Below are 26,404 nucleotides of genomic sequence, written 5' to 3'. Positions count from 1 at the left end.
AACCATCATGCATATCGACTGGTGGACGCTTGGTTTCCAGACCATCAACGTGCTGGTGCTCGTGTGGCTGCTTGCGCACTTTCTGTTTCGTCCTGTGGCGAAAGTCGTGGCCGAGCGCCAGCGCGTGGCTGCCGCCCTGCTGGACGATGCAAGCGCCGCCAAGACCGCCGCGCTCGACGAACAAAAGAAGCTGGTGGAGAAAAACGCCGAGTTCGCCACCGAGCGCGCCCGCCTGATGGAAGCGGCGGCGGCCGAAGCCGCGCAAGTCAAGGCCACGCTGGAAGGCGCCGCACGCGCCGAAGCCGAGCAGATACGCGAGTCCGGAACCGCCGCGCTCGAAGCCGGCCGCGCCCAGGCCGCCGCCGCCAATTCGGACAGGGCCACGCAACTCGCGCTGGATATCACTTCGCGTTTGCTGGACCGGCTGCCTGCTGAGGCGCGGATCACGGGTTTTATCGATGGACTGGCGGCCGAACTGGAAAAACTGCCGGAATCGGCGCGCAGCGAATTGACCGCCAATGACTCGCCGCCCCGCCTGCTCGCGCCGCGCCCGCTGACCGAGGAGGAACTCTCGGCCTGCAATCGGGCGTTTTCCCGCGCGCTTGGCCGCGACCTGAATGTGCTCGTCACGGTCGAGCCCGGCGTGATTGCCGGACTCGAACTGGACGCCGCGCACACCACAGTGCGAAACAGTTTCAGGCACGACCTCGCCCGTCTCAAACTGGAATTCATGGCTCATGACGCCCACGCGACCTGACCCCGACACATCGGCCCCCGACTGGCTCGCCGAACGCCGCGCCATTGTTTCGCGCACGCGGTTCGCCGCGCAGACCGAGTCGCTTGGGCGCGTAGAGCGCGTGTCCGATGGCATTGCTTCGGTCTCCGGTCTGCCCGACGTCCGCCTTAACGAACTGCTGTGCTTCGAGGGTGGCCGTCTGGGCTTCGCGCTCACGCTCGACGCCGACGCCATCGGCGCGGTGCTGCTTGACGAAGGCGACGCCATTTCAGCGGGCTCGCGCGTCGCAGGAACAGGACAGGTCCTGGAAGTGCCGGTCGGTCCCGGCCTGCTCGGCCGCGTGGTTGATCCGCTCGGCAGGCCGCTTGACCGCGGCGAGCCGGTGCAAGCGGCCATGCACCTGCCTATCGAGCGGCCCGCGCCGGCGATCATCGACCGGGATCTTGTGACGCAACCGGTCGCCACGGGCATTCTGCTGATCGATGCGCTGTTCGCAGTTGGCCGGGGCCAGCGCGAGCTGATCATCGGCGACCGGGCTACCGGCAAGACCTCCGTGGCGGTCGACGCGATCGTCAACCAGAAGCACTCCGACATGATCTGCGTGTACGTGGCGATCGGTCAGCGGGCAACTGCCATACAGCGTGTAATCGATACCGTGCGCCGCCACGGCGCGCCCGAGCGCTGCGTGTTCGTGGTGGCTCCCGCCGCGACGCCTCCAGGCTTGCAATGGGCCGCTCCATTCGCCGGTTTCTCCATTGCCGAGTATTTCCGCGACCGTGGCGAGCACGCGCTCATTGTGATCGACGACTTGAGCAAGCACGCGACGACGCATCGCGAACTTGCGCTGCTGACGCGCGAGCCGCCGGGCCGCGAGGCTTATCCCGGCGACATCTTCTATTTGCACGCGCGCCTGCTGGAGCGGGCGGCAAAGCTGTCCGCGCCACTCGGCGGCGGCTCGCTCACGGCACTGCCGATTGCGGAAACCGATGCGGGCAATCTCTCGGCGTATATCCCGACCAACCTGATCTCGATCACCGACGGCCAGATCGTGCTCGACTCGGCGCTTTTTGCAGCCAACCAGCGGCCGGCCGTCGATGTTGGAATGAGCGTGAGCCGGGTGGGCGGCAAGGCGCAGTTGCCGGCTTTACGCGACGTCTCCGGCCGGTTGCGGCTCGATTACTCGCAGTTCCTGGAACTGGAGATGTTCACCCGCTTCGGCGGCGTGATGGAGCCGCGCGTGAAAGCGCAACTCGTGCGCGGCGAACGCATCCGGGCGTTGATTACGCAACCGCGCGTCACCCCTTTACGTCCCATCGATGAAATCGCGCTTCTGGCCGCCCTCGCGGACGGCGTATTCGACACACTGCCCGCGTCCACCGTAACGGCTGTTCGGGCGTCTCTCGCCGCGCATCTCGATGCCAACGGCGCCGCGCCCGCAATCGCGCAACTGGCCGCGAACGGCAAGCTCGAAGCGGGTGTGCTCGTGGCGCTTGTCGATGCCGTGCGCAGTCTTGCGACGCGGGTCGCGTCGGAATTTGCCCCGCAAGCTGCCTCGACATGACCGACAAACTCAGTCAGGTCCAGGCGCGAATCGCGAGCGTCCAGAGTCTGGAGTCGGTGGTCGGCGCCATGCGCGGCATTGCGGCGGCGCGTTCTCGCGAAGCCCGCGATCATCTGGCCGGGATCCGGGCATGTGCGCAAATGGTCGGTGCGGCGATTGGCGCGGCGCTGCGCCTCACTGAAAATCATACCTATGCCGAACCCGGCGGGACGCGCGGGGATGTGGCTCTTTTAATTGTGCTGTGCGCGGAACAGGGGTTTGTCGGAACCTTCAACGAGCGGCTGATCGACACGGCGGCCAAGCCGGAAACGGCCGCGCTTCCGGCTACGCGGGCAGAATATTTTGTAGTTGGAGATCGAGGCGCGGTGATCGCGGCTGAACGCGGATTGTCAGTCGGCTGGTCTGCTTCCATGGTCACGCACGCGGGCGAAGTTCCGCTACTCGCGGATCGCGTAAGCGACGCGTTGTACGAACGTCTGCATGACGGGAACATCGCCAGCGTGGTGTTGATTCACGCGATGCCAAACCCGGCTTCCGGGATTGCCGAGCGCATGCTGCTGCCGTTCGATTACAGCGCTTTTTCGAAGGTGTCCGCGGACGAGTCCCCGCTCCTTGCCGTGACGCCTCAGCGGCTCCTGGCGCAGCTTGCAGAAGAGTACGTCTTCGCACAGCTTTGCGAAGCAATCATGCTTTCGTTCGCCGCTGAAAACGAAGCACGCAGGCGCGCGATGGCCGCCGCGAGTGAAAACGTCCACGACACGCTCACCACGTTGACGGGCGATTTCCGCCGTCTGCGGCAGGACGAAATCACCTCGGAAATCGTCGAACTGTCGGCGGGAAGTCTTGCTGTGGGCACGCCTTCTCCCGGCCGCGGAAAGAAAACAACGCGCGGCGAATGATATGGATCAAGGGTGCCGATTGTCGTACCCGGCACATTTAACATTCCTGATTGTTTTTCCTCAACGGAGAACGCCATGCCAAGAACAGCACTTGTGACCGGCGGAGTCAGTGGAATCGGATCGGCGACCGCCGTATCGTTAAAAGACGCAGGTTATGCCGTGATCGTCAACTACTTTGGCAACGACGCCGAAGCAGAGGAGTTTCATGCGAAGACGGCAATCCCCGTATTCAACTGGAACGTGGCCGACTTCGAGGCCACGCAGGCTGCCATAGGCGGGATCGTCGCGACATCGGGTCCAATCGAGATACTGGTCAATAACGCCGGCATCACCCGGGACAGCATGCTGCACAAGATGACGCTCGATCAATGGAGGAGTGTTATCGACGTAGACCTTGGCGGCTGCTTTAACGCGTGCCGCGCCGTCATATCGAGCATGCGCGAACGACGCTTTGGCCGGATCGGGAACATCAGTTCCGTCAACGCCCTTTCCGGACAGTTCGGGCAGACCAACTATGCAGCGGCAAAGGCGGGAATTATCGGATTCACGAAGGCGCTTGCACTAGAAGGCGCCTCGCGCGGCATCACCGCCAACGTGATAGCGCCGGGCTACACCGACACGGGAATGGTGAACCGTCTGCCCGACGAGACGCTGCGGGGTATTGTCGAAAATGTTCCTGCGAAGAGGCTCGCCAGCCCGGAAGAGATCGCCCGAGGCGTGCTCTTCCTTGTGGCCGACGATTCTTCGTTTATCAACGGGGCCACGCTTTCCATCAACGGCGGAAAATATATGGCCTGAGATAGGGCTTGAGTTGCGTTCCGAGGATGTGGGCGAAACCAGCGGGTGCGCGGCGCAGGATTTTCGCTATTTCGTTATGAGGATCGTGGCGAGCGCGGCCGTGCGATCGACAACGCTTGATGCAGATCAACTGGGGGCCACGCCGCTGGCGCAGCATAAAAACACGCTGCGCGCATGCGTGGCGGTGAATGCTGCCATCGGCAAAGCTTTAGAGGAGGTTCCATGCGCTTGACCATCGAACTGAATTCGTTCAAGGACGTCGGCGAGGCTGCGTTCGCCTCCGTTTGGCTCGACACGGCGATGCTGCGCTGGTCGCGTGAAAGCCATGAACTGCTCGACCTTCCGAAATGGGGAATCGTGGTACCGGCCACTGGTGAAACGAGGTTGTGCGACCAATCGGAAACTGCCCCGCATCTGATTGCCTCCCTGGGGAAGCTGGATCTGGACGAACTTGCGAAGTCGCCGCACACGCACGACTGTAACGAGCCGCCTGGACCTCATGACCGGTTGAGAGGCCGTGCATTGCTGCATGGATGCAACGAAACGAAAACGTCCGTGGGCAAATGGAGGATTCTTTTTATCGACCGAGAAACGACGACGGCCGAACACAGCAATTTCGCGGACGATGCTGGTTAAGACTTGGAGCCTTGCAGCGTGCATCGATGCAAGACGGCTGCCGCTGTGAACCTTGCGTTCAGAATCGTATCGGCGAAGCATCAACCCAGATGGGAGTCAGCATGCGTATCACCATGCATATCGATACCTTTGACCGGGTCTCTCCTTGCGGCTATGCCATCCTCGAGATCGACAAGGACACCCGGCGCTGGGTCTTGTCGTCCCAGTGCGGCGTGACGCTTTCTCACGAAGGTTCTCTGATTGCGGGACCGAATGGCACCGTGGTTTGCGGTCCTTCAGGCGCACAGTATTTATGCGTGCTCGAGGGCCTTGATACAGCTTCCGCCCACGGTCCGTTCGAAGGCGAGACCGGTGCGGCGATGTGGTACGCGGATCTTGGTATCCAGCCAGTCGCGGGCCATTGGCATGTTGAACTCACCGAGGACTGTGAAGGCCCACTCGGATCGAGCGCCGCGAACAAACCGCGATGAACCGATCGAGGCAGACCGGGGGCAATGCAATGAAATCCGATCTGGACGGTGCGTGCCGTGTGTCAGCATCGCCCGCTTCGCGGCGGCGTATTTTGGCCTTCAACACGCCCATTCGATTTCCTTGACGTGCTCCAGCTTGCGGCTAAGCCGGTCACAGAAAACATCGAGCAGGCGCACACTTGCATGATCCCTCAGGTCATGAGCATCTATCTTGCAACGGGCGACGGGCGACTTGCCGCTCAGCCGAGCCATCTGTTCGAATACGGCATTGGCGCCGCTGCCTCCAAGCGTGCACAGAAACGCGACGCGGTGCAGGCGATTCCGATACGCGCCAAGCCACGTGCGTACAGGTGCCGCCACATGGTGTGCCCAGACCGGCGTGGCGATCACCACGATCGAATAGGATGCGGGGTCGTGCGCGGCCGCGCCGATCGGGATGGATCGTTCCGCAAGCGCGTCGATCATCGACCGGACAAATCCGGATGGGCCCGAACGGTCGGTACGATCAACGATCTCCTCAATGTCGGCGCCCAGTCGGCCAGCAAGCCGGGTTGCCATCTGCGCGGTCACGCCCGTGCGGGAATAGTAGACCACCAGGATTTTTGCATTCGACATCGTGAACCTCCAATCCGCACTCCCGTTTCAGTTCTCCTGCAGCTCCGGCTAAAGCGCCAATCGACATAACCGGACCCGCAGCGCCAGGCGCGCGGATCGCGTGCCCGCAACTCAACTGATCTGCAGATGCTTTTGCTCGGAGTGCGCCTTCTTCGACAACGTCAGCGAGAGGACGCCGTCCTGATACTGCGCCGTGGACGCAGTTTCATCTATATCGCTTGCAAGCGAAAACGAACGGCTGATCGCCCCCGAATAGCGCTCCCGGCGAATGATGCGCTCGCCGTCCCTGGACTCCTTGTCACGCTCTACCTTGGCGCTGATCGACACGACGTTGCCGTCGATCTTCACGCTGATATCCTTCTTGTCGACGCCAGGAAGTTCCGCCTTCACCTGATACGCCTGGTCAGTCTCGGAGACGTCGATCTTCATGTCTGCAAGCGGCGCGTCGTCCGTGCTGATCATGCTGCGCAGTGGCCGGAACAAGCCATGGAACATGTCCGAGACCGGCTCGATCGAAAACGGGTCATAACGGGAAAGGTTGCTCATTTTCCTGCTCCTCGATGAAAGTACTACTACACAAGTCCGCCACATCTCGTGCGCCGGAACCGATGAACCAACGCGTCCCAATCAAAACTTTAGGCGTGTGAGACGACGCTCGCGTGACCTGAATCAAGCAATGAAATACTGCGCGGGCTGGCGTGCGCCGCGAGCAATACGGCCAGCGCACATGACGCAAGGCGCGAGGCGACCGAGTCCGCACGGCTCGTCAGCACAACAGGCACGCGAGCGCCGAGCACGATTCCAGCACTCGCTGCGCCGCCCAAAAACTCCAGTTGCTTCGCAAGCATGTTTCCCGCTTCAATATCGGGCACAAGGAGAATGTCCGCGTGTCCGGCCACGGGCGAAACAATGCCTTTCATCAGCGCGGCGCTTTCGGAAATGGCGTTGTCGAAAGCGAGCGGCCCATCGACGGCCGCGCCGGTCAATTGCCCTCGCTCCGCCATCTTCGACAATGCGGCGGCGTCGACGGTCGCGCGCATCCGCGCATTCACCGTCTCTACCGCGCAGAGTATTGCAACGCGCGGCCGGGCGACGCCAAGCACGTGTGCCAGGTCAATGGCGTTTTGCGCGATCGCCGCCTTCTCGTCGAGATCAGGCGCGATATTGATCGCGGCATCGGTGATGATGAAAGCCCGTTCGTATGCGGGCGTGTGCATCAGGAAGCAATGTGAAATACGCTTGTCCGTGCGCAGGCCGGAGCCTGGCGCCATGACCGCGCTCATCAGTTCGTCGGTATGCAGGCTGCCCTTCATCAGCGCGCTCACTGTTCCATTCGCCGCGAGTTCCACGGCACGCGCCGCTGCCGCGTGACTGTGCTCCACGTGTTCGATCCGGATGCCGTCGAGCGCGATTGCGCTGGCTGCCGCGACGGCCTCGACCCGAGCGCGCGGAGCGACGATCAACGGTTCGATCAAACCCGCCAGTTGCGCGTCGCGCATTGCCACGAGACTGGTCTGATCGCACGGATGAACAATGGCGATTCGCATCGCGGCGTGAGCGCGAGCAAGTTCCAGCAACCCGGGACGGCCGGCTGTTGCGCCCGGCAAGATGCCCGGCAAACGAACACCCGGTTGCGGCATGGCGCCGATGTGATCGTTCATGATTGACGCACGTACGTGCCGGGCGCATCCGGCAGCGCGTCATCCAGCACGCGTCCGGGCACCGGGACGTCCGAGTGCTCGTGCAGCCATTGCGACCAGCGCGGCCACCAGGATCCCTCGGTGGGCTCGGTTTCGTTGAAAAAGGCATGCCGGCTGCGATACGAAGCGCCAGCCGAACGCGTGCCGCATCGATAATGCCGTCCCGCGTGACCCGGCTCGGAGACGATCCCCGCGTTATGGCCGCCGGCCGTCAGCAGGAAGGTCAGCGGATTGTGTGTAAGCAAGTGCAGCTTGTAGACGGAGCGCCACGGAGAAACATGGTCCCGCTCGGTTCCGACCACGAACATCGGCTGCTCGATGTCTGACAGGGCGACCGGACGTCCATCGACGCAATACCGGCCCTCCGCCAGATCGTTGCGCAGGAAAAGCTGAGTCAGATACTCGCTGTGCATGCGGTAAGGCATGCGCGTGGTGTCGGCGTTCCACGCCATCAGGTCGTTCGGTTTCGAACGGCGTCCGAGCAGGTACTCGCTCATGAGCCGCGACCAGATCAAATCCCGCGCATTGAGCAACTGGAATGCCGCCGCCATTTGGGAACCATCCAGAAAGCCCTGCTCCCACATGAGTGCATCGAGCGTGGCGAGCTCACTTGCGTCGATAAAAAGCCCGAGTTCTCCAGGTTCGGTGAAATCGGTTTGAGCGGCAAGCAGCGTCACGCTGCGCAACTCATCCGCGCGCGCGTCACGCGCAAGCATTGCCGCGGCGATCGAAAGCAGCGTGCCACCCAGGCAATAACCGACCGCATGCACCGGCGTGGCGTCGCAGCGCTTTCGGACTTCGGCCAAGGCGTCGAGCACGCCGCGCGATAAATAGTCGTTCAGCGCGAGATCGCGATCTTCCGGGCCCGGATTTCTCCACGAAATCATGAACACCGTAAATCCTTCAGAGACCAGATAACGAACCAGTGAATCGTGCGGGCTCAGGTCGAGAATGTAGTACTTAATGATCCATGAAGGCACGATGAAGACAGGCTCGCGGGCAACCGTGTCAGTGGACGGCGAGTACTGGATCAACTCGCACAGATCATTTCGATACACCACCTTGCCCGGCGTGATGGCGACGTCGCACCCAGGCATGAAGGCCTGCGCGCCGGGCTGGCGCTTGCCCGGCGCGCGGGCCAGCATCGCGGTCAGGTCCTCGATCCAGTGTTGACGGCCCGCCACGAAATTGGCTCCGCCGGTTCGAAGGGTTTCCTCGATCACCGCCGGATTGGTCAACACGAAATTGCTTGGCGAGAGCGCGTCCAGCATCTGCCTGAGCCCGAAACGCACGACGTCTTCGTGGTGGCGCTCGACGCCTCTCACGCCAGTCGTTGCGCTTTCACACCATTGCTGCAAGCGGAGAAAACCGTCACGCCAGACGCAATAGGGCCAGTCATTCCACGAAGCAGCAGCAAAGCGCGGATCGCCGGAAACCGGAACCGGCGCGGTCGTGTTGTCCTGCGCAAGCTGCGCCGTGAGCTCAATCCATTTGCCCGGGGCCAGCGCAAAGTGCTGCGCCCAGTCGAACACGGCCAGGCACAAGGCAGCGGGCGACAAGCCGCCACTCAGCCGCGCGAGCGCGGCATGGGCCGCACGGTCGAGAGACTCGCGGCTGTCCGGCGCTCGGGAACAATCGGCCACGAATGCTGGCGGTTTGTCGTACGTCGTCGTAATGGGATCGCGTTTCATCGGCTCACGGCATGTACATTCCACTCGGGGCTGCCGCGCGTGCATCCGCATCGGTCGCAGGCGTCTTGCCGGAGGACAAGCGGATCATTGGCGCGGAAAGCCCGGCATCCGGCCGCGCGGGTCATGGCTGCAACGCGCTCAAGCCGCATGACGATCCGATACCGGCGCGGCCGCAGCCGGGTGAGCGCCCGGTGGACTGGTTTGCACATTAGGAAACGCCGCGCCGAAACCGCCCAGCCAGACCGGCGCCGTGGTCAAACCGGAGGATGGCCGCTGAAAGCCGCCGGTCCACATCGATTGCCAGTTTCTGATTGCATCGGAAACGGCTTCGCCCCACGCGCCCTGATTACGCATGGTGACGCCCGCCGCTTCCTGCCAAAGGTTCGCCGTTTTCTGAAGATAGTTCCGCAAGGCATCCTGTGAGGCCGAAGCAAGCTCGTTGATATCTTTTGCATTGGCAAGCGCGTCCCGTTCCCGGTGTATGGCGTCCAGATCGCGTTCGATGCGCTTTTCCTCCAGTCCGCACATCTGCTGCCGGTATTCCCCGGCCACCGTCAGCAAGTGCAATGCGAAACGAAGGTTGTTCCTGCCAAGATCAAACGGATCGATAAAAGGCGCGGACATGGCCAATTCCTCCTGCATGTGTAGGGCGCGCTCGCGCGCCGGCTGTCGGCTTAAATGTATGCGCGACAGCCGGCCGATCCTTGACCTGGGTCAACTCAAGTAGGGCTCGAACGCCGTCTCGCACGTTTGATCTACGTCAATCCACGGAAAGCGTCGCCCCATAGACTGGGTCTCATGACCTCGCGGGCGGATCGATTCCAGTGCCCGCCTTCCGAGCGATCCATCAACGGAGCCCTTGCCATGAGCTATAAAAGTATCGTTGTCCAACTCGATACAAGCGGGCGTGCCCATTCGCGCCTCGAATATGCGTTGCGGCTCGCCAAGCAGTTCGATGCGCACGTCACCGGCGTGTTCGCCATCTTCACGCCCGATCCAAAGTCGTTCCGCGTGATGGAAGGCTCGGCCTACTACTACGAAGCGCACCGCAAGCTGCGTGACGAACGGCATGGCGCGCTCGAGCGCTTGTTTCACGCAGAACGGGTACGGGCCAACTTGTCCGGTCAATGGATCGATTCCCACGAATACGCGAACGACTTCGTCCCGCGCGTTGCCCGCTGTGCCGACCTCGTGATCGCGGGCCAGGATGATCCGAACGATCCCGAGTCGTTCATCTCGGATCATTTTCCTGAAACGCTTGTGATGTCTGCTGGCCGGCCGGTGATACTCATTCCGTACACGGGCGTGTTCACGACGTTCGGCACGAACGTGATGGTTGCCTGGAACGGCAGCCGCGAAGCGACCCGTGCGGTTCACGACGCCCTGCCGCTGCTCAAGCGCGCAAAAAAGACCACCATCGTGACGCTCAATGGACTGAAGGATGAACTCCCCGGCGAGCGGCTTCCCGGCGCCGATATTGCGCTGGTGCTGGCGCGGCACGGCGTGCAAGCCGATGTCCTGGATCTGGATGGCATCGACGACGTGCCGGCCGGCGACGTCCTGCTCTCGCGCTCGACCGACCTTGGTGCGGATCTCGTGGTGATGGGCGCCTACGGCCACGCCCGGTGGAGAGAACTGGTGATGGGCGGTGCAACGCGCACCATGCTGGCTTCCATGACGGTACCGGTCCTGATGTCGCACTGAATTCGAGGAGACCACTCATGTACAAACACATCCTTGTGCCAATCGACGGCAGCGAGACATCGGCTCGCGCATTGGACGCCGCGCTGTTGCTGGCGCGCGAAAACCACGCCGAGCTGAAGCCTGTCTATGTGATCGACGTGCCACCGACCCTGTACGCCGACCCCGCTTCCGATCCGTCGCACGCGCGCGATGTTTTCGTGAGAGAAGGTGCTCGCGTGATTGCAGAGGCCGTTGCCAGGATGCAAGGCGAGAGCGTGCAGGGCTCGCCTCAAGTGCTGGAAGTCGATCCTGTCGGTGACGACATCACACAGCAAATAAGCCGTGCGGCCAAGGCGTTCAACGCCGACCTCGTGGTAATGGGCACGCATGGACGCCGCGGCTGGCGGCGGCTCGTGCTTGGCAGCGTCGCCGAACGGTTCCTGCGCATGTCCAGTTGCCCTGTGCTGCTCGTCCCCTCGCACGCCGGCGAGCAAAAGGCGCCGCACATCCTGAGCGCGCCAGACATTGCCGGAGCATGGCTATGAACTGCGCAACCATGCTCGTTCATATCGACGACAGCCTTTGCAGCGACTCGCGAGTTGACTTCGCCGTCGAACTTGCCCGCAAACACAATGCGCACCTGATCGGGCTTTATATCGTATGCCAGGACCTCCTGCGTCCGATGTTCTGGCCGGACGAAAGCCTGGACCTCGCGACCAATGAGAAGCAGGCTGCGCAACGGCTGGCCCGAGCACGCGATTACTTCACGGAGGCGGCGCGCCGCGCGGGAATCGCCTCGGAATGGCGCGCGCCGCCCGGGCCTGCTGTGGAGACCGCGATCCTGCACGCACGGCATGCCGACCTCCTGATTTACGGGCAGCGGGATCAGGCCGATCCGGCCGCTTATATCGCGAGGAATTTTCCGGACGATGTGCTACTGGAAAGCGGCCGGCCAATGATCCTGCTGCCGTACGCTGGAAATACGGAGCGCTTCGCCGGAACGGTGCTGATTGCGTGGGATGGCGGCCCGGCCGCCGCGCGCGCGGTAGCCGACGCCCTTCCCTTCCTCCGGCTTGCGAATTTCGTGGAAATTGCGGTTGTCGAGCAGCATAACCATGAGACCGTCGCGACGGGCATGGAGCTTGCCGCGTACCTCGAAAGACATCGGGTTCGCGCGGGTGTCCTGACCTTGCCCCGCGTGTCGGGCGTCAGCACGGGCGCGACGCTTCTCAACGCGTTGACCGATACTCACTCGGACCTGCTGGTGCTCGGAGCTTATGGTCACGCGAGAGTCCGGGAAATCGTGCTCGGCGGCGTCACCCGGACGATGCTGGAAAGCATGACCACGCCGGTGTTCATGTCGCATTGATTGCTAGAGGGCTTATGCGGCCGTTCGATTATCCCGTCGGACAGGCACGCTCCGAAGCGCCCGCAAGCCGGGCGCTTTTTATCCGTTCGCGCGGCTAGTGCTCGCACGCGTCACCGGAAGAATTGTCGCGAACCATGAGCACCGGAACGTGACTCGAACGCAGGATCGTTTCCGCGACACTGCCAAGCAGATGCTGGCGCGCGATCCTGTGCCCGTGCGTGCCCATGGCAATCAGGTCCGCTCCCGCCGTCAGCGCCGCCTGCATGATTGCGGCCGGCACGCTCGCGCCGTGGGCGTCGATGACCCAGATGCGCGCAGGAACCTTGTGGAGCTTGCACAACTGGCGCGCGTGATCGAGACGTTGCCATGCGGCTTTTTGCGCGGCTTCATCGATGGCGTTCATTTCGGTGATTCCCCGGGACGAATCGATGATGGGAACGGTCGCCACCATCAACGTCGCTTCGCTGGCCCGCGCGAGCCTAAGCGCTTCTTCCAGCGCCCGATGTGCGCTGCGGCTGCCGTCCAGGGCCGCGAGAATTCGTTTGTACACGGCAAGATCCCCCGATGTCATGCGCTTTAGTGTCTGCGCATAGGGCCGGACATCATTTGACTCATATCAAGCGGTGCGATCGGCGCGGGGACACAGGAGCTTGCAGGACTTTGGCGCATCGGGTGTCAAGGATTTGCCACCATGCCGGGTTGTTCCCGGATCGGAAATTCATGGATTCCGTGCGTAGCTGCGGGTAAGTTTTCCGACTCTCGGGTCTTCAATTGAGGAACTTGGCGGACAGGACGCGAGCACAAAGAACTGCGTACATCGTTGTTGCGTTGCGCAAATTTTATCCGTAGAATCCGCGGTTCTGGAGATGGCATTCCTCCAAACAACCGCCGATCCTTCGGCTGATGATGCCTACGAGTTCCTGGGTGCAGGAGGTCGTAGGCCGTCCGTGCGACGCCCTGTCGCCCAGGTTTGATGTTCTTTCGAACCTGAAAATCATGAAACGTCTCAAGTCTGTCGAACAGATAGCCATGGTGCCGTATCTCGCGCGCTGGCTGCTGCTTTCCTCCGTGCTGGGCGCCCTCGCCGGGTCTGCGTCCGCGCTTTTTCTCTTTGCACTGGACCGTGCCACCAATACGCGGCTGGATCATCCATGGCTCATTTGGTTACTGCCGGTTGCGGGGTTCCTGACCGGCTGGATCTATCACCGCATTGGCAAGAGCGTCGAAGGTGGCAACAACCTGCTGATCGATGAAATTCACGATCCGCAGAAGATCGTGCCAAAGCGCATGGCGCCGCTCGTGCTGGTGGCCACTGTGGTCACGCACTTGTTCGGCGGCTCCGCGGGCCGCGAGGGCACTGCGGTCCAGATGGGCGGTGCGCTGGCCGACCGGGTCACGCATCTCTTCGATCTGGGTCGCGAGGACCGCCGGATTTTGCTGATGGCCGGCATCGCGGCGGGCTTTTCGTCGGTGTTCGGCACGCCTCTCGCGGGCGCGATCTTCGGCCTCGAGGTGCTTGCGATCGGCCGCCTGCGCTATGACGCGTTGCTCGCGTGTCTCGCGGCTTCAGTCGTGGCAGACGCCGTATGCCGTCTCTGGGGTATTCACCACACGATGTACGCGATCCCTTTCGTGCCGCCTGTCACGGTTCTCGGGTTTGGATCGGCGACCATCGCCGGTATTGCATTCGGTGTCGTGGGGATGCTCTTTGCCGACTCGACGCATGCGTTGTCCGCCCTCATCAAATGCAAGATATCCTATGCTCCCTTCCGGCCTGTCCTTGGCGGCGCGGTGGTCGCGATCCTCGCTACCGTTCTGAACGTTCCGCAGTACCTGGGTCTCGGGATACCGACCATCGTGCAGGCCTTCAACGGTCCGTTGCCGGTCTATGACTTTGCCGGCAAATTCGGTTTCACCGTGGTCACGCTTGCGTCAGGTTTCAAGGGTGGCGAGGTGACTCCGCTTTTCTATATCGGCGCAACACTTGGCAACGCGCTGGGTCACATCCTCGCGTTGCCCATACCTGTGCTTGCGGGGCTTGGCTTTGTCGCCGTGTTCGCTGGCGCGGCGAACACCCCGATCGCGTCGACGGTAATGGCAATCGAACTCTTTGGCCCTCAGATTGGCGTGTATGCGGCTCTCGCGTGCGTGGTCAGCTACCTCTTCTCTGGTCACACGGGAATCTACCGCGCGCAACGGGTCGGCCACGCAAAACATCCGCTCATTCCAGCCGGCATGCGACTGGCAGACATCCCGGCCTGGCGCCGCGCACGCCGCAAGGCCGCGACTGTCGCCGCACAACCTTGAACGCTTCGAAGACCTTACTGCTCAACGTCATGACTCAACTGATTTCGCTTCGCCTTTATTTCCACCATTCCGAAAGGGCTCGTCCGACACGCCTCTGGCATCGCGTATCGCGACCGAGCCTTGCCTCGCAATTACTTCGCCATGCGAAGGAAGCTGGAATCGAGCAGGCACTCCTGCATCGCGTCCATGCGGGATATTTGAAAGGCGACCGCCTGCATCACGAACACATCGAGATTGCGCATCACCGTTTCCCGCATTGCATAGAACTCATTGACCTGGATGCCAAAGTGCGTGATTTCTGGCGCACCCATGGCAAGGGGCTCGACAATGTCCGGGCGATTTTTCTGCCATGCGAATTGCCGGGACACGGGGCTTGATCAACGGCCGCGGAGGCGGAATCGAAATAAAATCACCGACCACGCCTCGGCTGACAGGGATGTTCACGCTGCCGGCATTAGCGGTGCTGGTAATACAAGCCGCGGCTTGGCTACTGTCCGCGCTGGTGAATTCAGCAGTTCAACCGTTGACGATGCATCACAAGTTACCGATCCGAAGCCATTCAATGGCAGGATGCTCGCCGGGAACGGTTTGCGGTACGACCGCATGGACCAGTCTCAAGCCTTGGGCGGAATTAGCGAACCAGACGACCGCATCCTGCGTTGCACGGTTGGCGAGAACGAACGCCAGGAAACCCGGGCTGTTTCCCCAGTGAAAGAAGCAACCCTGGAAGGGCTCCAGGCCCCAGCCCAACCCCCACGCTATGTTCAGATCAGGCGGGTTGTGACCGATAAGGTCTTCGGCATCGTCGCCTTGTCGCGTATTGATGCGTGGCAAAAACCATTGATCATGAGTTGCGGATGCCAAGCCCCGGCGAGCTAGTACATGCTGAATAAAGCTGATGTAGTCGGATGCCGTCGTGACGAGCGACCATGATGCCTGCGCCGTTTGCACGCGACGCTTGGGCACCGGCTGGCCTTCCCACTCGTGGCCCCGCGCATGGTTGACCGCGAAGCGCTCCTGCCATTCCAGGCTCGAACGATGCATACCCAACGGCTCGAATATGCGCTCTCGTGCCAACGTTTCCAGCGGGCGTGCGCTTACGGCCTCCATCGCGCGCTGAAGCCACGCAAATGCGCTGCTGCCGTAGCTGAATCGCTCGCCGGGGTTGAAATACGTGCGCAGCGGAGCTGTTTCGCGGACAATATTTGGAAGACCGCTCGTGTGTGTCAGCACATGAACGACGGTTATCCGCCGAGAAGTTGAGTAGCCGGGTACGTACTCTCCGCATATGTCGAACAGGGGTCTTTGCAGGTCTAGCAGCCCCTCTTCGGAAAGCTGGAGCGCGATGTACGCGACGAGCGGTTTGGTGAGAGACGCAGCCTCAAAGACGGTCGCTGCATCGACAGCGGCGAGATCGTGTGCACCGCGAACACCGAAGTAACATTTGGTACTGCGCATCCCCGCGCGAAGAGTGGCAAGCGACACGCTAGGAATCTTGCCGCTGGCAGTCGTTTCTGCGAGAAATCGATTGAGGTCGATCATCGGTCTATGCCTCGGCTGGAATTGAAGATGAAGGCGACTTGCGAAGGAATCCTTTTTCCAACGAATACCAGCAACCGCAAGGGAAGTTCATGCTCGAACATCTGCAACGCGACGTCCGCAAGTTCGGGACCGACGCAATCATGCATTTTGGAAGACCACTGACAGTCCACCTTATAGAGACCGGCCGATGGCTCGAGAAGTGGGGCAGTTCGCTGGCCCTCGTCACCGCCGGCGCCTTTCACAGCATCTACGGAAAGGAAGAGTTCCGACTAAGCGCCGTCTCGTTGGAAAGGCGCCCCGAGGTGCGGCAGATTATCGGCAAAGAGGCTGAGGCACTCGTCTATCTTTTCTGCACGGCTGATCGCGGTGCCCTCTTCTCAGGGCAGACGGCCGCACCCTACTCTGTTCCTCTTCCATCCGTTGCGACGCGCGCGAGCCTCGATGAGGCGACATTTGCTGCACTTCTCGAACTGGAAGCGGCGAACATCGTTGACAGCGCGTTGCATCAACCGGACGCTCCACCTACTGCGGAGCCATTCTGGTTAGCCCGGTTCGAGTCAGTCAAAACTTGGCTCTCGGACAGCGCCTACGAAACTGCTCGTCATGTCTTGTCGAACTGGAGCGCGGACAGGGTTCGTGAGCGCATGAGAATGGAGGGATGGTCACGCGATGACCAACGGTAAGACATCGGGTTGATGTCGGTTGCCGGCCACAAAACGGCATTCACAATTTTAGAAACGCGCCTGGATCGTGCGAAAACCAGTGTGCGAATGTGTTGGAATCGGAAGCGCGGTGTCTTGCTTCCCACGCTACGCGCTGTTGCGCTCCGCATGCAGTGGCTCGACATCTTATGCGGCGCTCCTTAGCGAAGTGCAGCCGTTACCGCCTCATCGATCTGCAGCGCAAAGCGCGCTTCAACATTGGGCACCGTGTAGCCAATTGAGAGTTCCAGATACGCGTCGCCAAGCACCAACTGAACGAATGTTGCAGCACGCAATCCAGCAGTCGATTTGTCAAATCGCTTTCGCAGAATGTTTGCGGCAAAGGCACGCACGACCTTTGCACCATTTTCGTAAAACACCTGGCCGAGTTCCGGAAGACGCTCGGCCTCAGCAACGATGGCGCGGTAAAGCCGCAGATTGTCCAGCGTAATAAGGCTTCGTGCCAGTAACCATCCCAACTCGCGCAACTCAACTTCAGGTGATCCATCGGATTGCTCGGCCTGAGCGCTGGCAAGAAATCCACCCACCTGGGCGCACATTTCGCTGACAAGACCAACGAAGAGCGCTTCCTTCGACTTGAAGTGGCGGTAGACCGTCTGCTTGCCGACGCCTGCAGCTGCGGCGACATCGTCCATCGTTGCCAGGCCAAAACCCTGGCTTAGAAAAACCGTTTTCGCGCCGTCGAGAATGGCGGACCGCTTACGGCGTTGCAACGGGCTCAGGTCGGAGAGAGAGGTCGTGTTCATGCCAGATAAATAGCAGATCATCAAATAGTTGACAAGACTGACTAGTCTCGTTTAGATTTTCGGAAACGAGACCGATGAGTCTCGTTTAAGTGACTTACCCACTTTGCGGCTGATCTTTGAGGAGAACGCCTATGGAACTATTTATCACAGGCGGGACGGGTTATATCGGGCAAGCGGTCGCGCGCAAAGCAATCAGCCTCGGCCATCAGGTGACGGCGCTGGTGCGCGACGACAGGTCGGCGGCCGCGAGTGCGCTGGCAAGTCTCGGGGTGAAATTGCATAGCGGAGACTTGCTTGAGCCACGGTCTTTCGCTGCGACTGCGGGTGCCGCCGATGGCGTGGTGCACATGGCGTCGACCAACGATGCTTCCGCCGCGGCGGCTGATGAGGCCGCGGCTGCGGCAATGCTTTCGCATTTGCATTCGGGCGCGGCGTTTGTCTATACGTCGGGCACCTGGGTCTACGGAAATACGGAGGGGAAGCCCGCGACCGAAGCATCGGCGCTGAACCCGACGCCGCTTGTCGCCTGGCGGCCCGCAGTGGAGCAGCAGGTTCTGGCGCTGGCAGCACGCCGCTCGATCGCTGCGGTGATCCTCAGGCCGGCAATGGTGCACGGCTACGGCGGCGGCGTCTTCGGCATGCTTGCCGGCATGGTCCGTCAGACCGGCAGTGTGAGGATCGTCGGCGATGGTCGTAACCACTGGCCGGCCGTTCACGTCGATGATCTCGCCACGGCCTACCTGAACGCGGTGGAGCGGGCGGCAGGCGGGGACGCGCGAGTGGCGGGACGGATCTTCAACGTGGTCGCGGAAGATGGCGTTGTCGTTGCCGAAATGGGTGAAGCGATTCGGACCTCGGTCGGCGCCGACCGCGTCGAACCCTGGCCGCTCGACGATGCTCGCAAATCGCTTGGACCGTTCGCTGACGCGCTGGCGCTCGACCAGACGGTAAGCGGCCAGCATGCCCGGCGAGTTCTTGAGTGGGAGCTCCATGGGCCTGGCCTGATTGCGGACCTCTCTGCACGAAAGCACTTTCAGCAAACCGACGGAGCCTGATCATGGCGTGGAACAGCGTATCTTTCGAGTCGATTTTCGCCATGATCGTAGCGGTTCTGTTCGCAATTGCTGGGGTGGTCAATCTCGCCGGACCCAGCGCAGTGAAGCGAGACTTCGCACGCTGGGGTTACCCGGCACGGTTCCGGTTGCTCTGTGGCGCTCTCGAGTTGCTCAGTGCAGCACTTCTTTTTGGACAACAAACCAGAGTTTTAGGCTTAACGCTGGCCAGTGCGATCATGATTGGCGCGCTCTTCACACTGCTACGAAATCGGGAGCCTTTCCCGCATCTCGCCCCGGCGCTGATCTTCTCGGCTCTCATTGTGGTTACTGTGGCGGTCCGCGGTTGAAGCCTCCTTACCTTCAGGCGAGTGAGCCCGTGATGCTAAGTCTGGGGTGCAGTTCGAGATGACGAAGCAAACCCTTGAGAGCCTCGAACTCTGGATCAAGGCAGCGAAGCTGGCATCGTCGGATTTCGTCCTTCCCAGCCGAGTTCACAGCACGTCGCAAATATCGACACGTCAATATGCGCGCATAGTACATCGCTGGGTGGCATTAATCGAACTTGATGACGCTGCCTACGGAACACACGCGATGCATCACGCCCTCGGTTTAATAAAACCGAACGTGTCATATTTTTCCAAAAGCGACCCGGCTGATCGAATGATAGATCGGACCTGACTATGGCGCGACGTCCTGTATCCACGTACCCATCAACCCCGCACCCGCAGCACCGCGGCTCCGTGCACCCTTGCATCGCGCAGATCGCCGAGTGCACGATTCGCATCGGCGAGCTCGTAGGGTGTCGTCGCCACGTCAAGCTTCGATTCCCCTGCAATGCGCATGAAATCACGGCCGTCCTTGCGTGTCAGATTCGCCACCGATACCACCCGTCGCTCGCCCCAAAGAAGCGCATAGGGAAACGATGGAATATCGCTCATATGAATGCCGCCGCACACCACCGTGCCGCCTTTCGTCACCGCCTGCAGCGCCTGCGGAACCAGCGCGCCGACCGGCGCGAACAACAGCGCCGCGTCCAGCGGTTCCGGCGGCAGGTCCGCACTGCTGCCAGCCCAGCACGCCCCCACGCGCAACGCTAGAGCCTGGGCCTCGGTGTCGCCTTCACGGGTAAATGCGTACACCTCGCGCGCTTGATGCCGTGCGACCTGCGTCACCAGATGCGCCGCCGCGCCAAATCCATAAATGCCGATACGCCTTGCATCGCCCGCCATCGCCAACGTGCGATAACCGATCAACCCGGCGCACATGAGCGGCGCTGCTTCGGCATCCGTGTAGCACTCGGGCACATGCAGGCAATACCGGCTGTCGGCCACCACGCGCTCGGCGTATCCGCCATCGAGCGTGTAACCGGTAAAACCGGGCTGATCGCAAAGATTCTCGCGCCCCGAACGGCAAAACGGACACGCTCCGCAGGTGCGGCCGAGCCACGGCACGCCTACCCGATCACCGAGCGCGAAACCGAACACGCCCGCACCGAGCGCCGACACTCTGCCCACAATCTCATGGCCCGGAATCACCGGCCGTTTCGGCTCCGGCAATTCGCTGTCGACCAGGTGAAGGTCGGTTCGGCATACGCCGCACACATGGACATCGATAAGCACTTGCCCCGGTCCCGGCTCCGGATCGGGCACATCCTGCGCTTGCAGCGTCGGAGAGTTTCCGTCAAATACCATCGCGCGCATGTCGCCTCCTCACGTCGGTTTCCACATTCATTGGACACGATGAAGCCGCCTGCACTTGATTTGCGTCAATGCTTTTCCGCTCAAGACTGACACGATCAAAGCACGCTCCATCCGACTATGGTGATACAAAATGCCGACGCCTTCAGTTTGGGACATCGACGAAAACCGCCTGGCGCCAGACGCCCCCGCGGAGGCCCGAGCGCGCTTTGCCCTGAACTATGCGGTTCTGGCGCCTTCCAGCCACAACGCGCAACCGTGGCGTTTTATCGCCGATGGCAAGACGATCATCCTGTGCGCCGATCGTACCCGGGCGCTCCCGGTGATCGACCCATTCGACCGCGAACTCGTCATCAGTTGCGGCGCAGCGCTTTTCAACCTGCGCGTGGCGCTCAGCCATTTCGCGCTCGGTTACGCGATCACGCTTTTTCCTGCCGTCGCCGACCCGGACGTGCTGGCAATCGTGCGTGTGCTGCCTGACGGCGCCCGCGATACCCACGCGGCATCGCTTTTTGACGCCATCAGGAAGCGCGTAACCACACGCGAGGCGTTCCGCGCCGAGGCCATCGCACCGGAGGATCAGGATCGCCTGCTACTGGCGGCTGATGCGGAAGGCGCGGAAGCAGTCTGCATGGACGAACTGCACCGCCGTGAACAGATCGGAAACCTTGTCGCTGAAGCAGATGGCATCCAGTTTCGCGATCCGCGTTTCCGGCGCGAACTGGCCAGCTGGATTCATTCGCGCCGCGCGGCGGACGGCATGCCAGCCTACGCTCCCGACGTGAACAAGCTGCTCGATTTCGCCGTCCCGCTGACAGCATCGATTATTCGCACCTTCGATCTTGGCGGAGGGCTTGCCGCCGCGCACAAATCGCTGGCGTACGGGTCACCGGTCCTCTTATGCATCGGCACCGCGACGGATGACCGCGAAGCGTGGCTCGTCGCCGGACAGGCGCTTGAGCGGGTGTTGCTGACGGGCGTGCAACTCGGGCTGACAGCCTCTTATCTGAATCAGCCCATCGAGGTGGAATCGCTGCGTAACGCGCTGGCCCAGGTCACGGGCATGAGCGCCTATCCGCAACTGCTCTTGCGCATGGGCTGCGGGCCACGTGCCGGGCACTCGCCGCGCCGTGCGCTCTCCGATGTGGTCTCCTGATCTTCGCGGTGCGCGCCGCGTTTGATGCAAGTCAACGGTGCTGCAATCCGAAAGCGCAGCATGGTGTATCGGCGCGAAGGCGCTGCATTTCAACGAGACGTCGATGAAACCCCTATTCACGCTCGGCAACACGCTGCTCAAGGGCGTCAGGCCCCGACCCGTGAGTGGCGATGCGTTGCCCAGGATCGCGTTGCCCGCGCCGGGCCGAAGCGGTGGCCGGCCGCTCATGGAAGCTTTCGCGTTGCGCCGCACAAGGCGCGAGTTTGCATCGGCGGAATTGCCCGATGTGTTGCTTGGCGATCTGCTTTGGGCGGCCAATGGCATCAATCGCCCGGACGAGGGCGGCCGCACGGCGCCGTCGGCTCTGGGCGTGCACGAAATCGATATCTATGCTGTTCTCGCGCGCGGACTCAACCTGTATGAGCCCAGGGCGCACGCGCTCGAACTGGTCGCGGCGCAGGACCTGCGCGGACTCACGGGCTACCAGGACTTTGCGGGCGAGGCACCGCTTGATCTCGTGTACGTTGCCAATGTCTCACGCATGCGCGAAATTCCTGCGTCTCAACGGGACATCTTTGCAGCGGCGTGCGCCGGCGCGATCGTGCAAAACGTGTACCTCTTCTGCGCGTCGGCCGGACTTTCGGTGGCCGCGCGTGGCTGGTTCAACCGGAGCGTTCTCGCCGAGCATATGCGCCTGTCGCGCGAGCGTCTGCCTGTGCTTGCGCAAACCGTAGGCTATCCCGCTCATCCAGACGCCTGAACCGGGCTGAACTGCGCCTGAGTTGCATCACAACCACGGACGATCAGCCAGCCTAGCCTGTTCGAATGCCCTGATTTCATCCACGAACGCTAACGTCGCGCCGACTTCGTCAACGCCCTGAAGAAGGTTCGTGCGCAGCGCTTCGGGCACGTTGAATTGAAAGCGCTCGCCGCTCGGCGCGTTCACTTCGCACCTCGTCAAGTCGACGCCCAAACGAAAGCCCACTGTGTCTTCCACCGCTTGCCGCAGCGTCCTGATTTGCGCCTCTTCCAGGACGACTGGCAAGATGCCGTTCCTGCAGCAGTTGTTGAAGAAGATATCGGCGAAACTTGCCGCTATCACTACGCGAATCCCGAATTGATACAGCGCCCAAGGCGCGTGCTCACGGGAACTGCCGCATCAAAGTTCTTCCCCGTCAGCAGGATCGACGCATTGGCGAAGCGCGGAAAATTGATTGGACAATCCGGATTCGGCGTGCGCCCGGACAAGGGTTTTCCGTAATACCCCTCGTCCAGGAAACGCCATTCGTCAAATACATAGGGCCCAAAACCGGTTCGGGCAATCGACTTCATGTACTGCTTTGGAATGATCGCGTCGGTGTCGATGTTATCCCGGTCCAGCGGGACCACCACGCCGGTATGTTTGGTAAAGGGCGTCATTTATGCGATCTGCGTTCTTGCAATAATGCACGGACATCGGCGAAGCGCCCTTTCAGTGCAGCTGCGGCCGCCGTAGGCGGACTCACGAGATGCGACCGGCCGCCAGCGCCCTGCCTGCCCTCGAAATTGCGGTTCGACGTGGATGCAACACGCTCGCCTCGGCCAAGGCGATCTGCATTCATCGCCAGGCACATTGAACAGCCGGCTTCGCGCCACTCGAATCCGGCGGCCAGAAAAATCTCGTGCAGCCCTTCGGCCTCAGCCTGACGTTTAACCGATGTCGATCCCGGCACCGCAAGCGCAAGCCTGATATTGGGGGCGATGCATCCGCCGACGCTAGCCAGCACCTCTGCCGCGGCACGCAAGTCTTCAATGCGTCCATTGGTGCACGAACCGATGAATATCTTGTCCAGTTCGATTGAAGTCATCGGCGTTCCTGTTTCCAGTCCCATGTAGCGAAGCGCGTTGGCATAGGACGCGCGTTTTGGGTGATCTCCGGTCGATGCAGGATCCGGAATACAGCCCGTCACATCGGTGACCATCTCGGGAGAGGTTCCCCAAGTTACCTGGGGCGAGAGCGCTGTTACGTCGATATGGACTTCCGAGTCGAATACGGCATCGTGATCCGAATATAGATGCGCCCATTCGCTCTTTGCACGCTCCCAGTCTTCACTCTTCGGTGCCTGGGCGCGCGTTGCGCAATAAGCCAGCGTGGTTGCATCCACCGCTATGAGGCCCGCTCTCGCGCCGGCCTCGATCGACATGTTGCACAGGGTCATTCGCCCTTCCATGGACAAGCCGCGAACCACGGGACCCGCGAACTCGATTGCATGACCCGTCGCGCCGTCCGTGCCAATGCGGCCGATGATGGCGAGCGCAACGTCTTTTGCAGTGCAGCCAACGGGCAACACGCCATCGACCGTGATACGCATGCGTTTGCTGCGCCTCGTCACAAGCGTCTGCGTAATGAGGACATGTTCGATCTCGGACGTTCCAACGCCAAATGCCAAGGTGCCGAATGCACCGTGCGTGCTGGTATGAGAGTCGCCGCAGACAATCGTCATGCCTGGCAGGGTGCTTCCAATCTCCGGCGCAACCACGTGAAGAATGCCTTGTTGTGGATGGTTCATGCCGAAGTGTCGAATACCGTTCGCCGCGGCGTTGTCTTCCAGCGCGATGACCTGCGTGCGGGAAGTTGAGTCTTCGATGCCCCTCGTGCGGTCCGTCGTGGGCACGTTGTGATCGGCGACAGCGAGGTTCGCAAGCGGACGCCAGATCGCCCGGCCTTCCATGCGCATCGACTCGAACGCTTGCGGACTTGTGACCTCGTTCACGAGATGGCGATCGACATAGAGCAAGACAGTGCCGTCCGGCAGGCTTCGGACAACATGCGCGTCGAATATCTTGTCGTAGAGCGTACTGCCCATTCGAGGCTCCTAATTGCGCGCGGCGTGCGCGCCATGGGAATCGAGGTCTTCAGGCAAGCCAATGTCCCTCGTTTCCGGAAGAAACCAGGGAAGGATCATGCCGATGACGTACACGGAACCGAACACCAGTGCAGCGTGCGAGACACCGCCAAAGGATTTGATCATCGAGCCGGAAAGAATCGGGAAAATCCAGGCAATCAGGCGGGCGGAGTTGAAGACAAAGCTGGTCGCGGTCGACCGCACCGACGCATTGAATAATTCGGCCGGGTAAATGGCAAGCCACGCGAACGTACAACCGAGCGTAAAGAACCCGTTGATTGCCGCGACGGCCAACATGCCTTCCACGGTACTGATCCAGCCATAGGCCAGAACGGTGGTCGCCAGCGAACCCGCGAAGGCCAGAAAGAGAAACCAGCGACGCCCACGCCATCGATAATGAAGCCGGAAAGCATATAGGCGAGAATGGCGCCCACCGTATAGACAATCGATACCGACGAGATCCAGTGAGCTGCATTGACGACATGTTCCTGTGCCGCCAATTCCGCTGTGCGGGCAGGCAGCCAGCTCGAAACAGCCCACCAGCCCACGATTGTGACGATCGAGAGTATGGTCGTAAGCACAATGCGGCGAACGGACTCGCGCTCGCTGAAAACCTGTTTCAGCGTAAAGGGACGCTTGGCCGAGAGGTTGCTCTCATCGCTGGAGCCGGTCGCGCTCCACTGCTTGTTGCGCACCGCCTGCTGCCATTGCTCCGATTCATCGACGCCGCGCCGGATATACAGCACGAAGAACGCGGGCAGCGCGCCGACGACAAACATCACGCGCCAGTTATCCGCGCCAAATGGATCGAAGCTCGACAAGGCATACCAGATCACGGCGGCAATGAGCGTTCCCCAGCCAAATCCCGATTGAAGAAATCCAGCACCCTTGGCCCTCGCTTCGCGGGGCCACGTCTCTGCAATGAGCGCAATACCCGTGCTCCATTCGCTGCCCATTGCCAGGCCAGTCAGGAAGCGCAAGACGCACAGGTAAATCAGGTTGCCCGAGAACGCCGTGCACCCTGTCAACAGCGCGTACAACAAGACGGACCACATCATCATCGGCTTGCGCCCGACGGAGGGATGCCAAATCGCCCGGAAACCCTTTACAGGCAAGGCTCCGAAAAAACACCTTTCCGCTACCCATACTTCTACCCATATTCAAAAAGACCCGTTTTTCTGCTGTCCGACACGGCCCAATTCCCGATTTCAACCCGCCGAAAAACGGTTCGAATCCCAACTCAGGACACCGCCCACGGATCGATGACTGCAATCTCGCATCCGATGAAATCCTTCACATTACGCGTGGCCAGCGCCGCCCCTCTTGAGCGCGTACAGGCAGCGATCATGGCGTCGAACTGGCTGATCGGTCTGCCCGCGCTTTTGCGCGACCCCGCAATCCTTGCGTATGCGTCCGCTGCATCGCTGTCGAACGCAAGAAGCCGGCCCGCAAAATCCTCGACGAAAATCGCATCGACCGCGGTGGCAAGAGCACCCTTGCGGGAACCGTCTGGCAGCAGATGCAGCCCATAGAGGATTTCGGCACGAGTTACCGTCGTCGTAAAAAGCGCCGCGCGCGGCTGTGCGCCAAGCCAAGCCATCACCCTGACGTCTGGCACAGGCTTCAACGTCTCAGACAGAACGTTCGTGTCAAGAACGATCATGCGCCGAGGTCCACTCGTTCCCGAATCGCGTCGCGTGGCGGCAATTCCAGGTCGACGCCACCGAATGGCTCGATCCTGCTTCGGATCGATTCAGCCAAGTTACGCTGACCGCCGATGGATTCGGTCGAGAGCGCCGCACGGAGAATGTCCCGGGCCTCGTCCTCCATTGACCGTCCATGCTGCGCCGCCTGGACGCGCAGACGCGCCTTCAGCTGCTCGTCAAGGTTACGGATCGTCATGCTCGCCATTTTTCCCTCCATCATTGATGGTATTTTAATCAATGATGGCACGATTTTCAACCGGTCGGCCATTAGGAACGTCCCGCCACCGACCATCGGCAGAGTTTCTGGCTCGGATCCGGAAGTCTGTTGATTTGCATCCAAATCTGACCCAACAGGGGTGCGGCTAAAATCTTGGACTGGTTATGCCGCAATTCTAAGACTTTCCCGGTATTCGAGGGGACTGAGAGAGCC

General features: G+C 61.3%; 29 protein-coding genes, 2 pseudogenes and 1 riboswitch. Of the genes and pseudogenes, 16 read left to right on the top strand and 15 right to left on the bottom strand.

Features of this window, described 5'->3' with window-relative positions; all coding sequences use genetic code 11:
• Positions 1-7: 7 nt before the first annotated feature.
• From AWB64_RS27520 to AWB64_RS27490, 6 genes are all read left to right on the top strand, one after another.
• Positions 8-757, top strand: coding sequence for a F0F1 ATP synthase subunit delta (locus tag AWB64_RS27520; RefSeq protein ID WP_060858573.1), 750 nt, complete (start codon positions 8-10; stop codon positions 755-757).
• A complete protein-coding gene (locus AWB64_RS27515; RefSeq protein ID WP_060858572.1) occupies positions 738-2,297 on the top strand; it encodes a F0F1 ATP synthase subunit alpha in 1,560 nt (519 codons plus the stop codon). Before AWB64_RS27520 ends, AWB64_RS27515 begins: the two co-directional genes overlap by 20 nt.
• Positions 2,294-3,196, top strand: coding sequence for a F0F1 ATP synthase subunit gamma (locus tag AWB64_RS27510; protein WP_060858571.1), 903 nt, complete (start codon positions 2,294-2,296; stop codon positions 3,194-3,196). Before AWB64_RS27515 ends, AWB64_RS27510 begins: the two co-directional genes overlap by 4 nt.
• Positions 3,197-3,271: 75 nt before the next feature.
• Positions 3,272-3,994 (top strand): 3-oxoacyl-ACP reductase, encoded by a 723-nt coding sequence (locus tag AWB64_RS27505; protein ID WP_060858570.1) that lies wholly within the window; start codon positions 3,272-3,274, stop codon positions 3,992-3,994.
• Positions 3,995-4,222: 228 nt separating this feature from the next.
• A complete protein-coding gene (locus tag AWB64_RS27495; protein WP_157766718.1) occupies positions 4,223-4,630 on the top strand; it encodes a DUF3564 family protein in 408 nt (135 codons plus the stop codon).
• A 101-nt stretch (positions 4,631-4,731) separates the two neighbouring features.
• Positions 4,732-5,100: a DUF3564 family protein gene (locus AWB64_RS27490; RefSeq protein ID WP_060858567.1), complete on the top strand. Its 369-nt coding sequence runs from the start codon at positions 4,732-4,734 to the stop codon at positions 5,098-5,100.
• Positions 5,101-5,199: 99 nt separating this feature from the next.
• Here the strand turns inward: AWB64_RS27490 and AWB64_RS27485 are convergent, their stop codons facing one another.
• The 5 genes from AWB64_RS27485 to AWB64_RS27465 all read right to left on the bottom strand — a co-directional run bounded on the left by AWB64_RS27485 (position 5,200) and on the right by AWB64_RS27465 (position 9,730).
• A complete protein-coding gene (locus AWB64_RS27485; RefSeq protein WP_060858566.1) occupies positions 5,200-5,715 on the bottom strand; it encodes a flavodoxin family protein in 516 nt (171 codons plus the stop codon).
• A gap of 111 nt (positions 5,716-5,826) precedes the next feature.
• Positions 5,827-6,261 carry an Hsp20/alpha crystallin family protein gene (locus AWB64_RS27480; RefSeq protein ID WP_060858565.1) on the bottom strand — a complete coding sequence of 145 codons (435 nt, stop codon included), beginning with the start codon at positions 6,259-6,261 and terminating at the stop codon, positions 5,827-5,829.
• 89 nt (positions 6,262-6,350) lie between these two features.
• Positions 6,351-7,376 carry a bifunctional enoyl-CoA hydratase/phosphate acetyltransferase gene (locus AWB64_RS27475; RefSeq protein WP_060858564.1) on the bottom strand — a complete coding sequence of 342 codons (1,026 nt, stop codon included), beginning with the start codon at positions 7,374-7,376 and terminating at the stop codon, positions 6,351-6,353.
• A complete protein-coding gene (locus AWB64_RS27470; RefSeq protein ID WP_060858563.1) occupies positions 7,373-9,106 on the bottom strand; it encodes a PHA/PHB synthase family protein in 1,734 nt (577 codons plus the stop codon). Before AWB64_RS27470 ends, AWB64_RS27475 begins: the two co-directional genes overlap by 4 nt.
• Before the next feature lie 138 nt (positions 9,107-9,244).
• Positions 9,245-9,730 (bottom strand): hypothetical protein, encoded by a 486-nt coding sequence (locus AWB64_RS27465; RefSeq protein ID WP_060858562.1) that lies wholly within the window; start codon positions 9,728-9,730, stop codon positions 9,245-9,247.
• Between the two features lie 240 nt (positions 9,731-9,970).
• Here AWB64_RS27465 and AWB64_RS27460 point away from each other — a divergent pair, with 240 nt between their 5' ends.
• From AWB64_RS27460 to AWB64_RS27450, 3 genes are read left to right on the top strand one after another with little or no spacing between them, the layout of a single operon-like run.
• A complete protein-coding gene (locus AWB64_RS27460; RefSeq protein WP_060858561.1) occupies positions 9,971-10,810 on the top strand; it encodes a universal stress protein in 840 nt (279 codons plus the stop codon).
• Positions 10,811-10,827: 17 nt separating this feature from the next.
• Complete coding sequence (locus AWB64_RS27455; protein ID WP_060858560.1) at positions 10,828-11,334, top strand: universal stress protein; 507 nt, start codon at positions 10,828-10,830, stop codon at positions 11,332-11,334.
• On the top strand, positions 11,331-12,158 hold the full coding sequence (locus tag AWB64_RS27450) for a universal stress protein (RefSeq protein ID WP_060858559.1): 828 nt from the start codon (positions 11,331-11,333) through the stop codon (positions 12,156-12,158). Before AWB64_RS27455 ends, AWB64_RS27450 begins: the two co-directional genes overlap by 4 nt.
• A gap of 94 nt (positions 12,159-12,252) precedes the next feature.
• On the opposite strand, the gene AWB64_RS27445 is transcribed toward AWB64_RS27450, so the two are convergent.
• Complete coding sequence (locus tag AWB64_RS27445) at positions 12,253-12,708, bottom strand: universal stress protein (protein WP_063493289.1); 456 nt, start codon at positions 12,706-12,708, stop codon at positions 12,253-12,255.
• Positions 12,709-13,011: 303 nt separating this feature from the next.
• Positions 13,012-13,078, top strand: a riboswitch (Fluoride riboswitch).
• A gap of 76 nt (positions 13,079-13,154) precedes the next feature.
• Here AWB64_RS27445 and AWB64_RS27440 point away from each other — a divergent pair.
• Positions 13,155-14,465: a voltage-gated chloride channel family protein gene (locus AWB64_RS27440; RefSeq protein ID WP_060858617.1), complete on the top strand. Its 1,311-nt coding sequence runs from the start codon at positions 13,155-13,157 to the stop codon at positions 14,463-14,465.
• The gene (locus AWB64_RS31185; protein ID WP_157766717.1) at positions 14,462-14,842 is read left to right on the top strand and encodes a DUF190 domain-containing protein; all 381 of its coding nucleotides are present in this window, start codon (positions 14,462-14,464) and stop codon (positions 14,840-14,842) included. Before AWB64_RS27440 ends, AWB64_RS31185 begins: the two co-directional genes overlap by 4 nt.
• Positions 14,843-14,999: 157 nt before the next feature.
• Here AWB64_RS31185 and AWB64_RS27430 read toward each other — a convergent pair whose 3' ends face one another.
• Complete coding sequence (locus AWB64_RS27430; protein ID WP_060858556.1) at positions 15,000-16,007, bottom strand: serine hydrolase domain-containing protein; 1,008 nt, start codon at positions 16,005-16,007, stop codon at positions 15,000-15,002.
• An 89-nt stretch (positions 16,008-16,096) separates the two neighbouring features.
• On the opposite strand from AWB64_RS27430, the gene AWB64_RS27425 reads away from it, so the two are divergent.
• On the top strand, positions 16,097-16,690 hold the full coding sequence (locus tag AWB64_RS27425; protein WP_060858555.1) for a DUF6817 domain-containing protein: 594 nt from the start codon (positions 16,097-16,099) through the stop codon (positions 16,688-16,690).
• Between the two features lie 179 nt (positions 16,691-16,869).
• Here the strand turns inward: AWB64_RS27425 and AWB64_RS27420 are convergent, their stop codons facing one another.
• Positions 16,870-17,475, bottom strand: coding sequence for a TetR/AcrR family transcriptional regulator (locus AWB64_RS27420; RefSeq protein ID WP_060858616.1), 606 nt, complete (start codon positions 17,473-17,475; stop codon positions 16,870-16,872).
• A 131-nt stretch (positions 17,476-17,606) separates the two neighbouring features.
• On the opposite strand from AWB64_RS27420, the gene AWB64_RS27415 reads away from it, so the two are divergent.
• Positions 17,607-18,530, top strand: a complete 924-nt coding sequence (locus AWB64_RS27415; RefSeq protein ID WP_060858554.1) for an NAD-dependent epimerase/dehydratase family protein — start codon at positions 17,607-17,609, stop codon at positions 18,528-18,530.
• Between the two features lie 2 nt (positions 18,531-18,532).
• On the top strand, positions 18,533-18,877 hold the full coding sequence (locus AWB64_RS27410) for a DoxX family protein (RefSeq protein WP_060858553.1): 345 nt from the start codon (positions 18,533-18,535) through the stop codon (positions 18,875-18,877).
• Positions 18,878-19,240: 363 nt separating this feature from the next.
• Here the strand turns inward: AWB64_RS27410 and AWB64_RS27400 are convergent, their stop codons facing one another.
• Positions 19,241-20,230 (bottom strand): zinc-dependent alcohol dehydrogenase family protein, encoded by a 990-nt coding sequence (locus AWB64_RS27400; RefSeq protein ID WP_060858551.1) that lies wholly within the window; start codon positions 20,228-20,230, stop codon positions 19,241-19,243.
• A gap of 130 nt (positions 20,231-20,360) precedes the next feature.
• Between AWB64_RS27400 and AWB64_RS27395 the strand changes: the two genes are divergently transcribed.
• Positions 20,361-21,383 carry an Acg family FMN-binding oxidoreductase gene (locus AWB64_RS27395; RefSeq protein ID WP_060858550.1) on the top strand — a complete coding sequence of 341 codons (1,023 nt, stop codon included), beginning with the start codon at positions 20,361-20,363 and terminating at the stop codon, positions 21,381-21,383.
• A 103-nt stretch (positions 21,384-21,486) separates the two neighbouring features.
• Positions 21,487-22,143 (top strand): SagB/ThcOx family dehydrogenase, encoded by a 657-nt coding sequence (locus AWB64_RS27390; RefSeq protein WP_060858615.1) that lies wholly within the window; start codon positions 21,487-21,489, stop codon positions 22,141-22,143.
• 27 nt (positions 22,144-22,170) lie between these two features.
• On the opposite strand, the pseudogene leuD reads toward AWB64_RS27390, so the two are convergent.
• The 6 genes and pseudogenes from leuD to AWB64_RS27365 all read right to left on the bottom strand — a co-directional run bounded on the left by leuD (position 22,171) and on the right by AWB64_RS27365 (position 26,179).
• Positions 22,171-22,802 (bottom strand): annotated as a pseudogene (gene leuD / locus AWB64_RS27385) (3-isopropylmalate dehydratase small subunit).
• Positions 22,799-24,229, bottom strand: a complete 1,431-nt coding sequence (gene leuC / locus AWB64_RS27380; protein ID WP_060858549.1) for a 3-isopropylmalate dehydratase large subunit — start codon at positions 24,227-24,229, stop codon at positions 22,799-22,801. The pseudogene leuD and the gene leuC overlap by 4 nt, the downstream one beginning before the upstream one ends.
• A 9-nt stretch (positions 24,230-24,238) precedes the next feature.
• Positions 24,239-24,808 carry an MFS transporter gene (locus tag AWB64_RS32645; protein WP_341845251.1) on the bottom strand — a complete coding sequence of 190 codons (570 nt, stop codon included), beginning with the start codon at positions 24,806-24,808 and terminating at the stop codon, positions 24,239-24,241.
• A gap of 32 nt (positions 24,809-24,840) precedes the next feature.
• Positions 24,841-25,323, bottom strand: a pseudogene (locus tag AWB64_RS32640) (MFS transporter); the annotation flags it as partial.
• Positions 25,324-25,508: 185 nt separating this feature from the next.
• Positions 25,509-25,931, bottom strand: a complete 423-nt coding sequence (locus tag AWB64_RS27370) for a type II toxin-antitoxin system VapC family toxin (protein WP_060858548.1) — start codon at positions 25,929-25,931, stop codon at positions 25,509-25,511.
• Positions 25,928-26,179 carry a FitA-like ribbon-helix-helix domain-containing protein gene (locus AWB64_RS27365; RefSeq protein ID WP_060858614.1) on the bottom strand — a complete coding sequence of 84 codons (252 nt, stop codon included), beginning with the start codon at positions 26,177-26,179 and terminating at the stop codon, positions 25,928-25,930. The genes AWB64_RS27370 and AWB64_RS27365 overlap by 4 nt, the downstream gene beginning before the upstream one ends.
• Positions 26,180-26,404: the final 225 nt, after the last annotated feature.

Source organism: Caballeronia sordidicola (assembly GCF_001544455.2).
Lineage (GTDB): Bacteria > Pseudomonadota > Gammaproteobacteria > Burkholderiales > Burkholderiaceae > Caballeronia > Caballeronia sordidicola.
This window is presented reverse-complemented; position numbering and strand designations above follow the sequence as displayed.

Bases quoted from the DNA above. Each gene is read 5' to 3' on its own strand.
- AWB64_RS27520 (WP_060858573.1), top strand. From the start codon at position 8: ATGCATATCGACTGGTGGACGCTTGGTTTCCAGACCATCAACGTGCTG.
- AWB64_RS27515 (WP_060858572.1), top strand. From the start codon at position 738: ATGACGCCCACGCGACCTGACCCCGACACATCGGCCCCCGACTGGCTC.
- AWB64_RS27510 (WP_060858571.1), top strand. From the start codon at position 2,294: ATGACCGACAAACTCAGTCAGGTCCAGGCGCGAATCGCGAGCGTCCAG.
- AWB64_RS27505 (WP_060858570.1), top strand. From the start codon at position 3,272: ATGCCAAGAACAGCACTTGTGACCGGCGGAGTCAGTGGAATCGGATCG.
- AWB64_RS27490 (WP_060858567.1), top strand. From the start codon at position 4,732: ATGCGTATCACCATGCATATCGATACCTTTGACCGGGTCTCTCCTTGC.
- AWB64_RS27485 (WP_060858566.1), bottom strand. From the start codon at position 5,715: ATGTCGAATGCAAAAATCCTGGTGGTCTACTATTCCCGCACGGGCGTG.
- AWB64_RS27480 (WP_060858565.1), bottom strand. From the start codon at position 6,261: ATGAGCAACCTTTCCCGTTATGACCCGTTTTCGATCGAGCCGGTCTCG.
- AWB64_RS27475 (WP_060858564.1), bottom strand. From the start codon at position 7,376: ATGAACGATCACATCGGCGCCATGCCGCAACCGGGTGTTCGTTTGCCG.
- AWB64_RS27470 (WP_060858563.1), bottom strand. From the start codon at position 9,106: ATGAAACGCGATCCCATTACGACGACGTACGACAAACCGCCAGCATTC.
- AWB64_RS27465 (WP_060858562.1), bottom strand. From the start codon at position 9,730: ATGTCCGCGCCTTTTATCGATCCGTTTGATCTTGGCAGGAACAACCTT.
- AWB64_RS27460 (WP_060858561.1), top strand. From the start codon at position 9,971: ATGAGCTATAAAAGTATCGTTGTCCAACTCGATACAAGCGGGCGTGCC.
- AWB64_RS27455 (WP_060858560.1), top strand. From the start codon at position 10,828: ATGTACAAACACATCCTTGTGCCAATCGACGGCAGCGAGACATCGGCT.
- AWB64_RS27450 (WP_060858559.1), top strand. From the start codon at position 11,331: ATGAACTGCGCAACCATGCTCGTTCATATCGACGACAGCCTTTGCAGC.
- AWB64_RS27440 (WP_060858617.1), top strand. From the start codon at position 13,155: ATGAAACGTCTCAAGTCTGTCGAACAGATAGCCATGGTGCCGTATCTC.
- AWB64_RS27430 (WP_060858556.1), bottom strand. From the start codon at position 16,007: ATGATCGACCTCAATCGATTTCTCGCAGAAACGACTGCCAGCGGCAAG.
- AWB64_RS27425 (WP_060858555.1), top strand. From the start codon at position 16,097: ATGCTCGAACATCTGCAACGCGACGTCCGCAAGTTCGGGACCGACGCA.
- AWB64_RS27420 (WP_060858616.1), bottom strand. From the start codon at position 17,475: ATGAACACGACCTCTCTCTCCGACCTGAGCCCGTTGCAACGCCGTAAG.
- AWB64_RS27415 (WP_060858554.1), top strand. From the start codon at position 17,607: ATGGAACTATTTATCACAGGCGGGACGGGTTATATCGGGCAAGCGGTC.
- AWB64_RS27410 (WP_060858553.1), top strand. From the start codon at position 18,533: ATGGCGTGGAACAGCGTATCTTTCGAGTCGATTTTCGCCATGATCGTA.
- AWB64_RS27400 (WP_060858551.1), bottom strand. From the start codon at position 20,230: ATGCGCGCGATGGTATTTGACGGAAACTCTCCGACGCTGCAAGCGCAG.
- AWB64_RS27395 (WP_060858550.1), top strand. From the start codon at position 20,361: ATGCCGACGCCTTCAGTTTGGGACATCGACGAAAACCGCCTGGCGCCA.
- AWB64_RS27390 (WP_060858615.1), top strand. From the start codon at position 21,487: ATGAAACCCCTATTCACGCTCGGCAACACGCTGCTCAAGGGCGTCAGG.
- leuC (WP_060858549.1), bottom strand. From the start codon at position 24,229: ATGGGCAGTACGCTCTACGACAAGATATTCGACGCGCATGTTGTCCGA.
- AWB64_RS27370 (WP_060858548.1), bottom strand. From the start codon at position 25,931: ATGATCGTTCTTGACACGAACGTTCTGTCTGAGACGTTGAAGCCTGTG.
- AWB64_RS27365 (WP_060858614.1), bottom strand. From the start codon at position 26,179: ATGGCGAGCATGACGATCCGTAACCTTGACGAGCAGCTGAAGGCGCGT.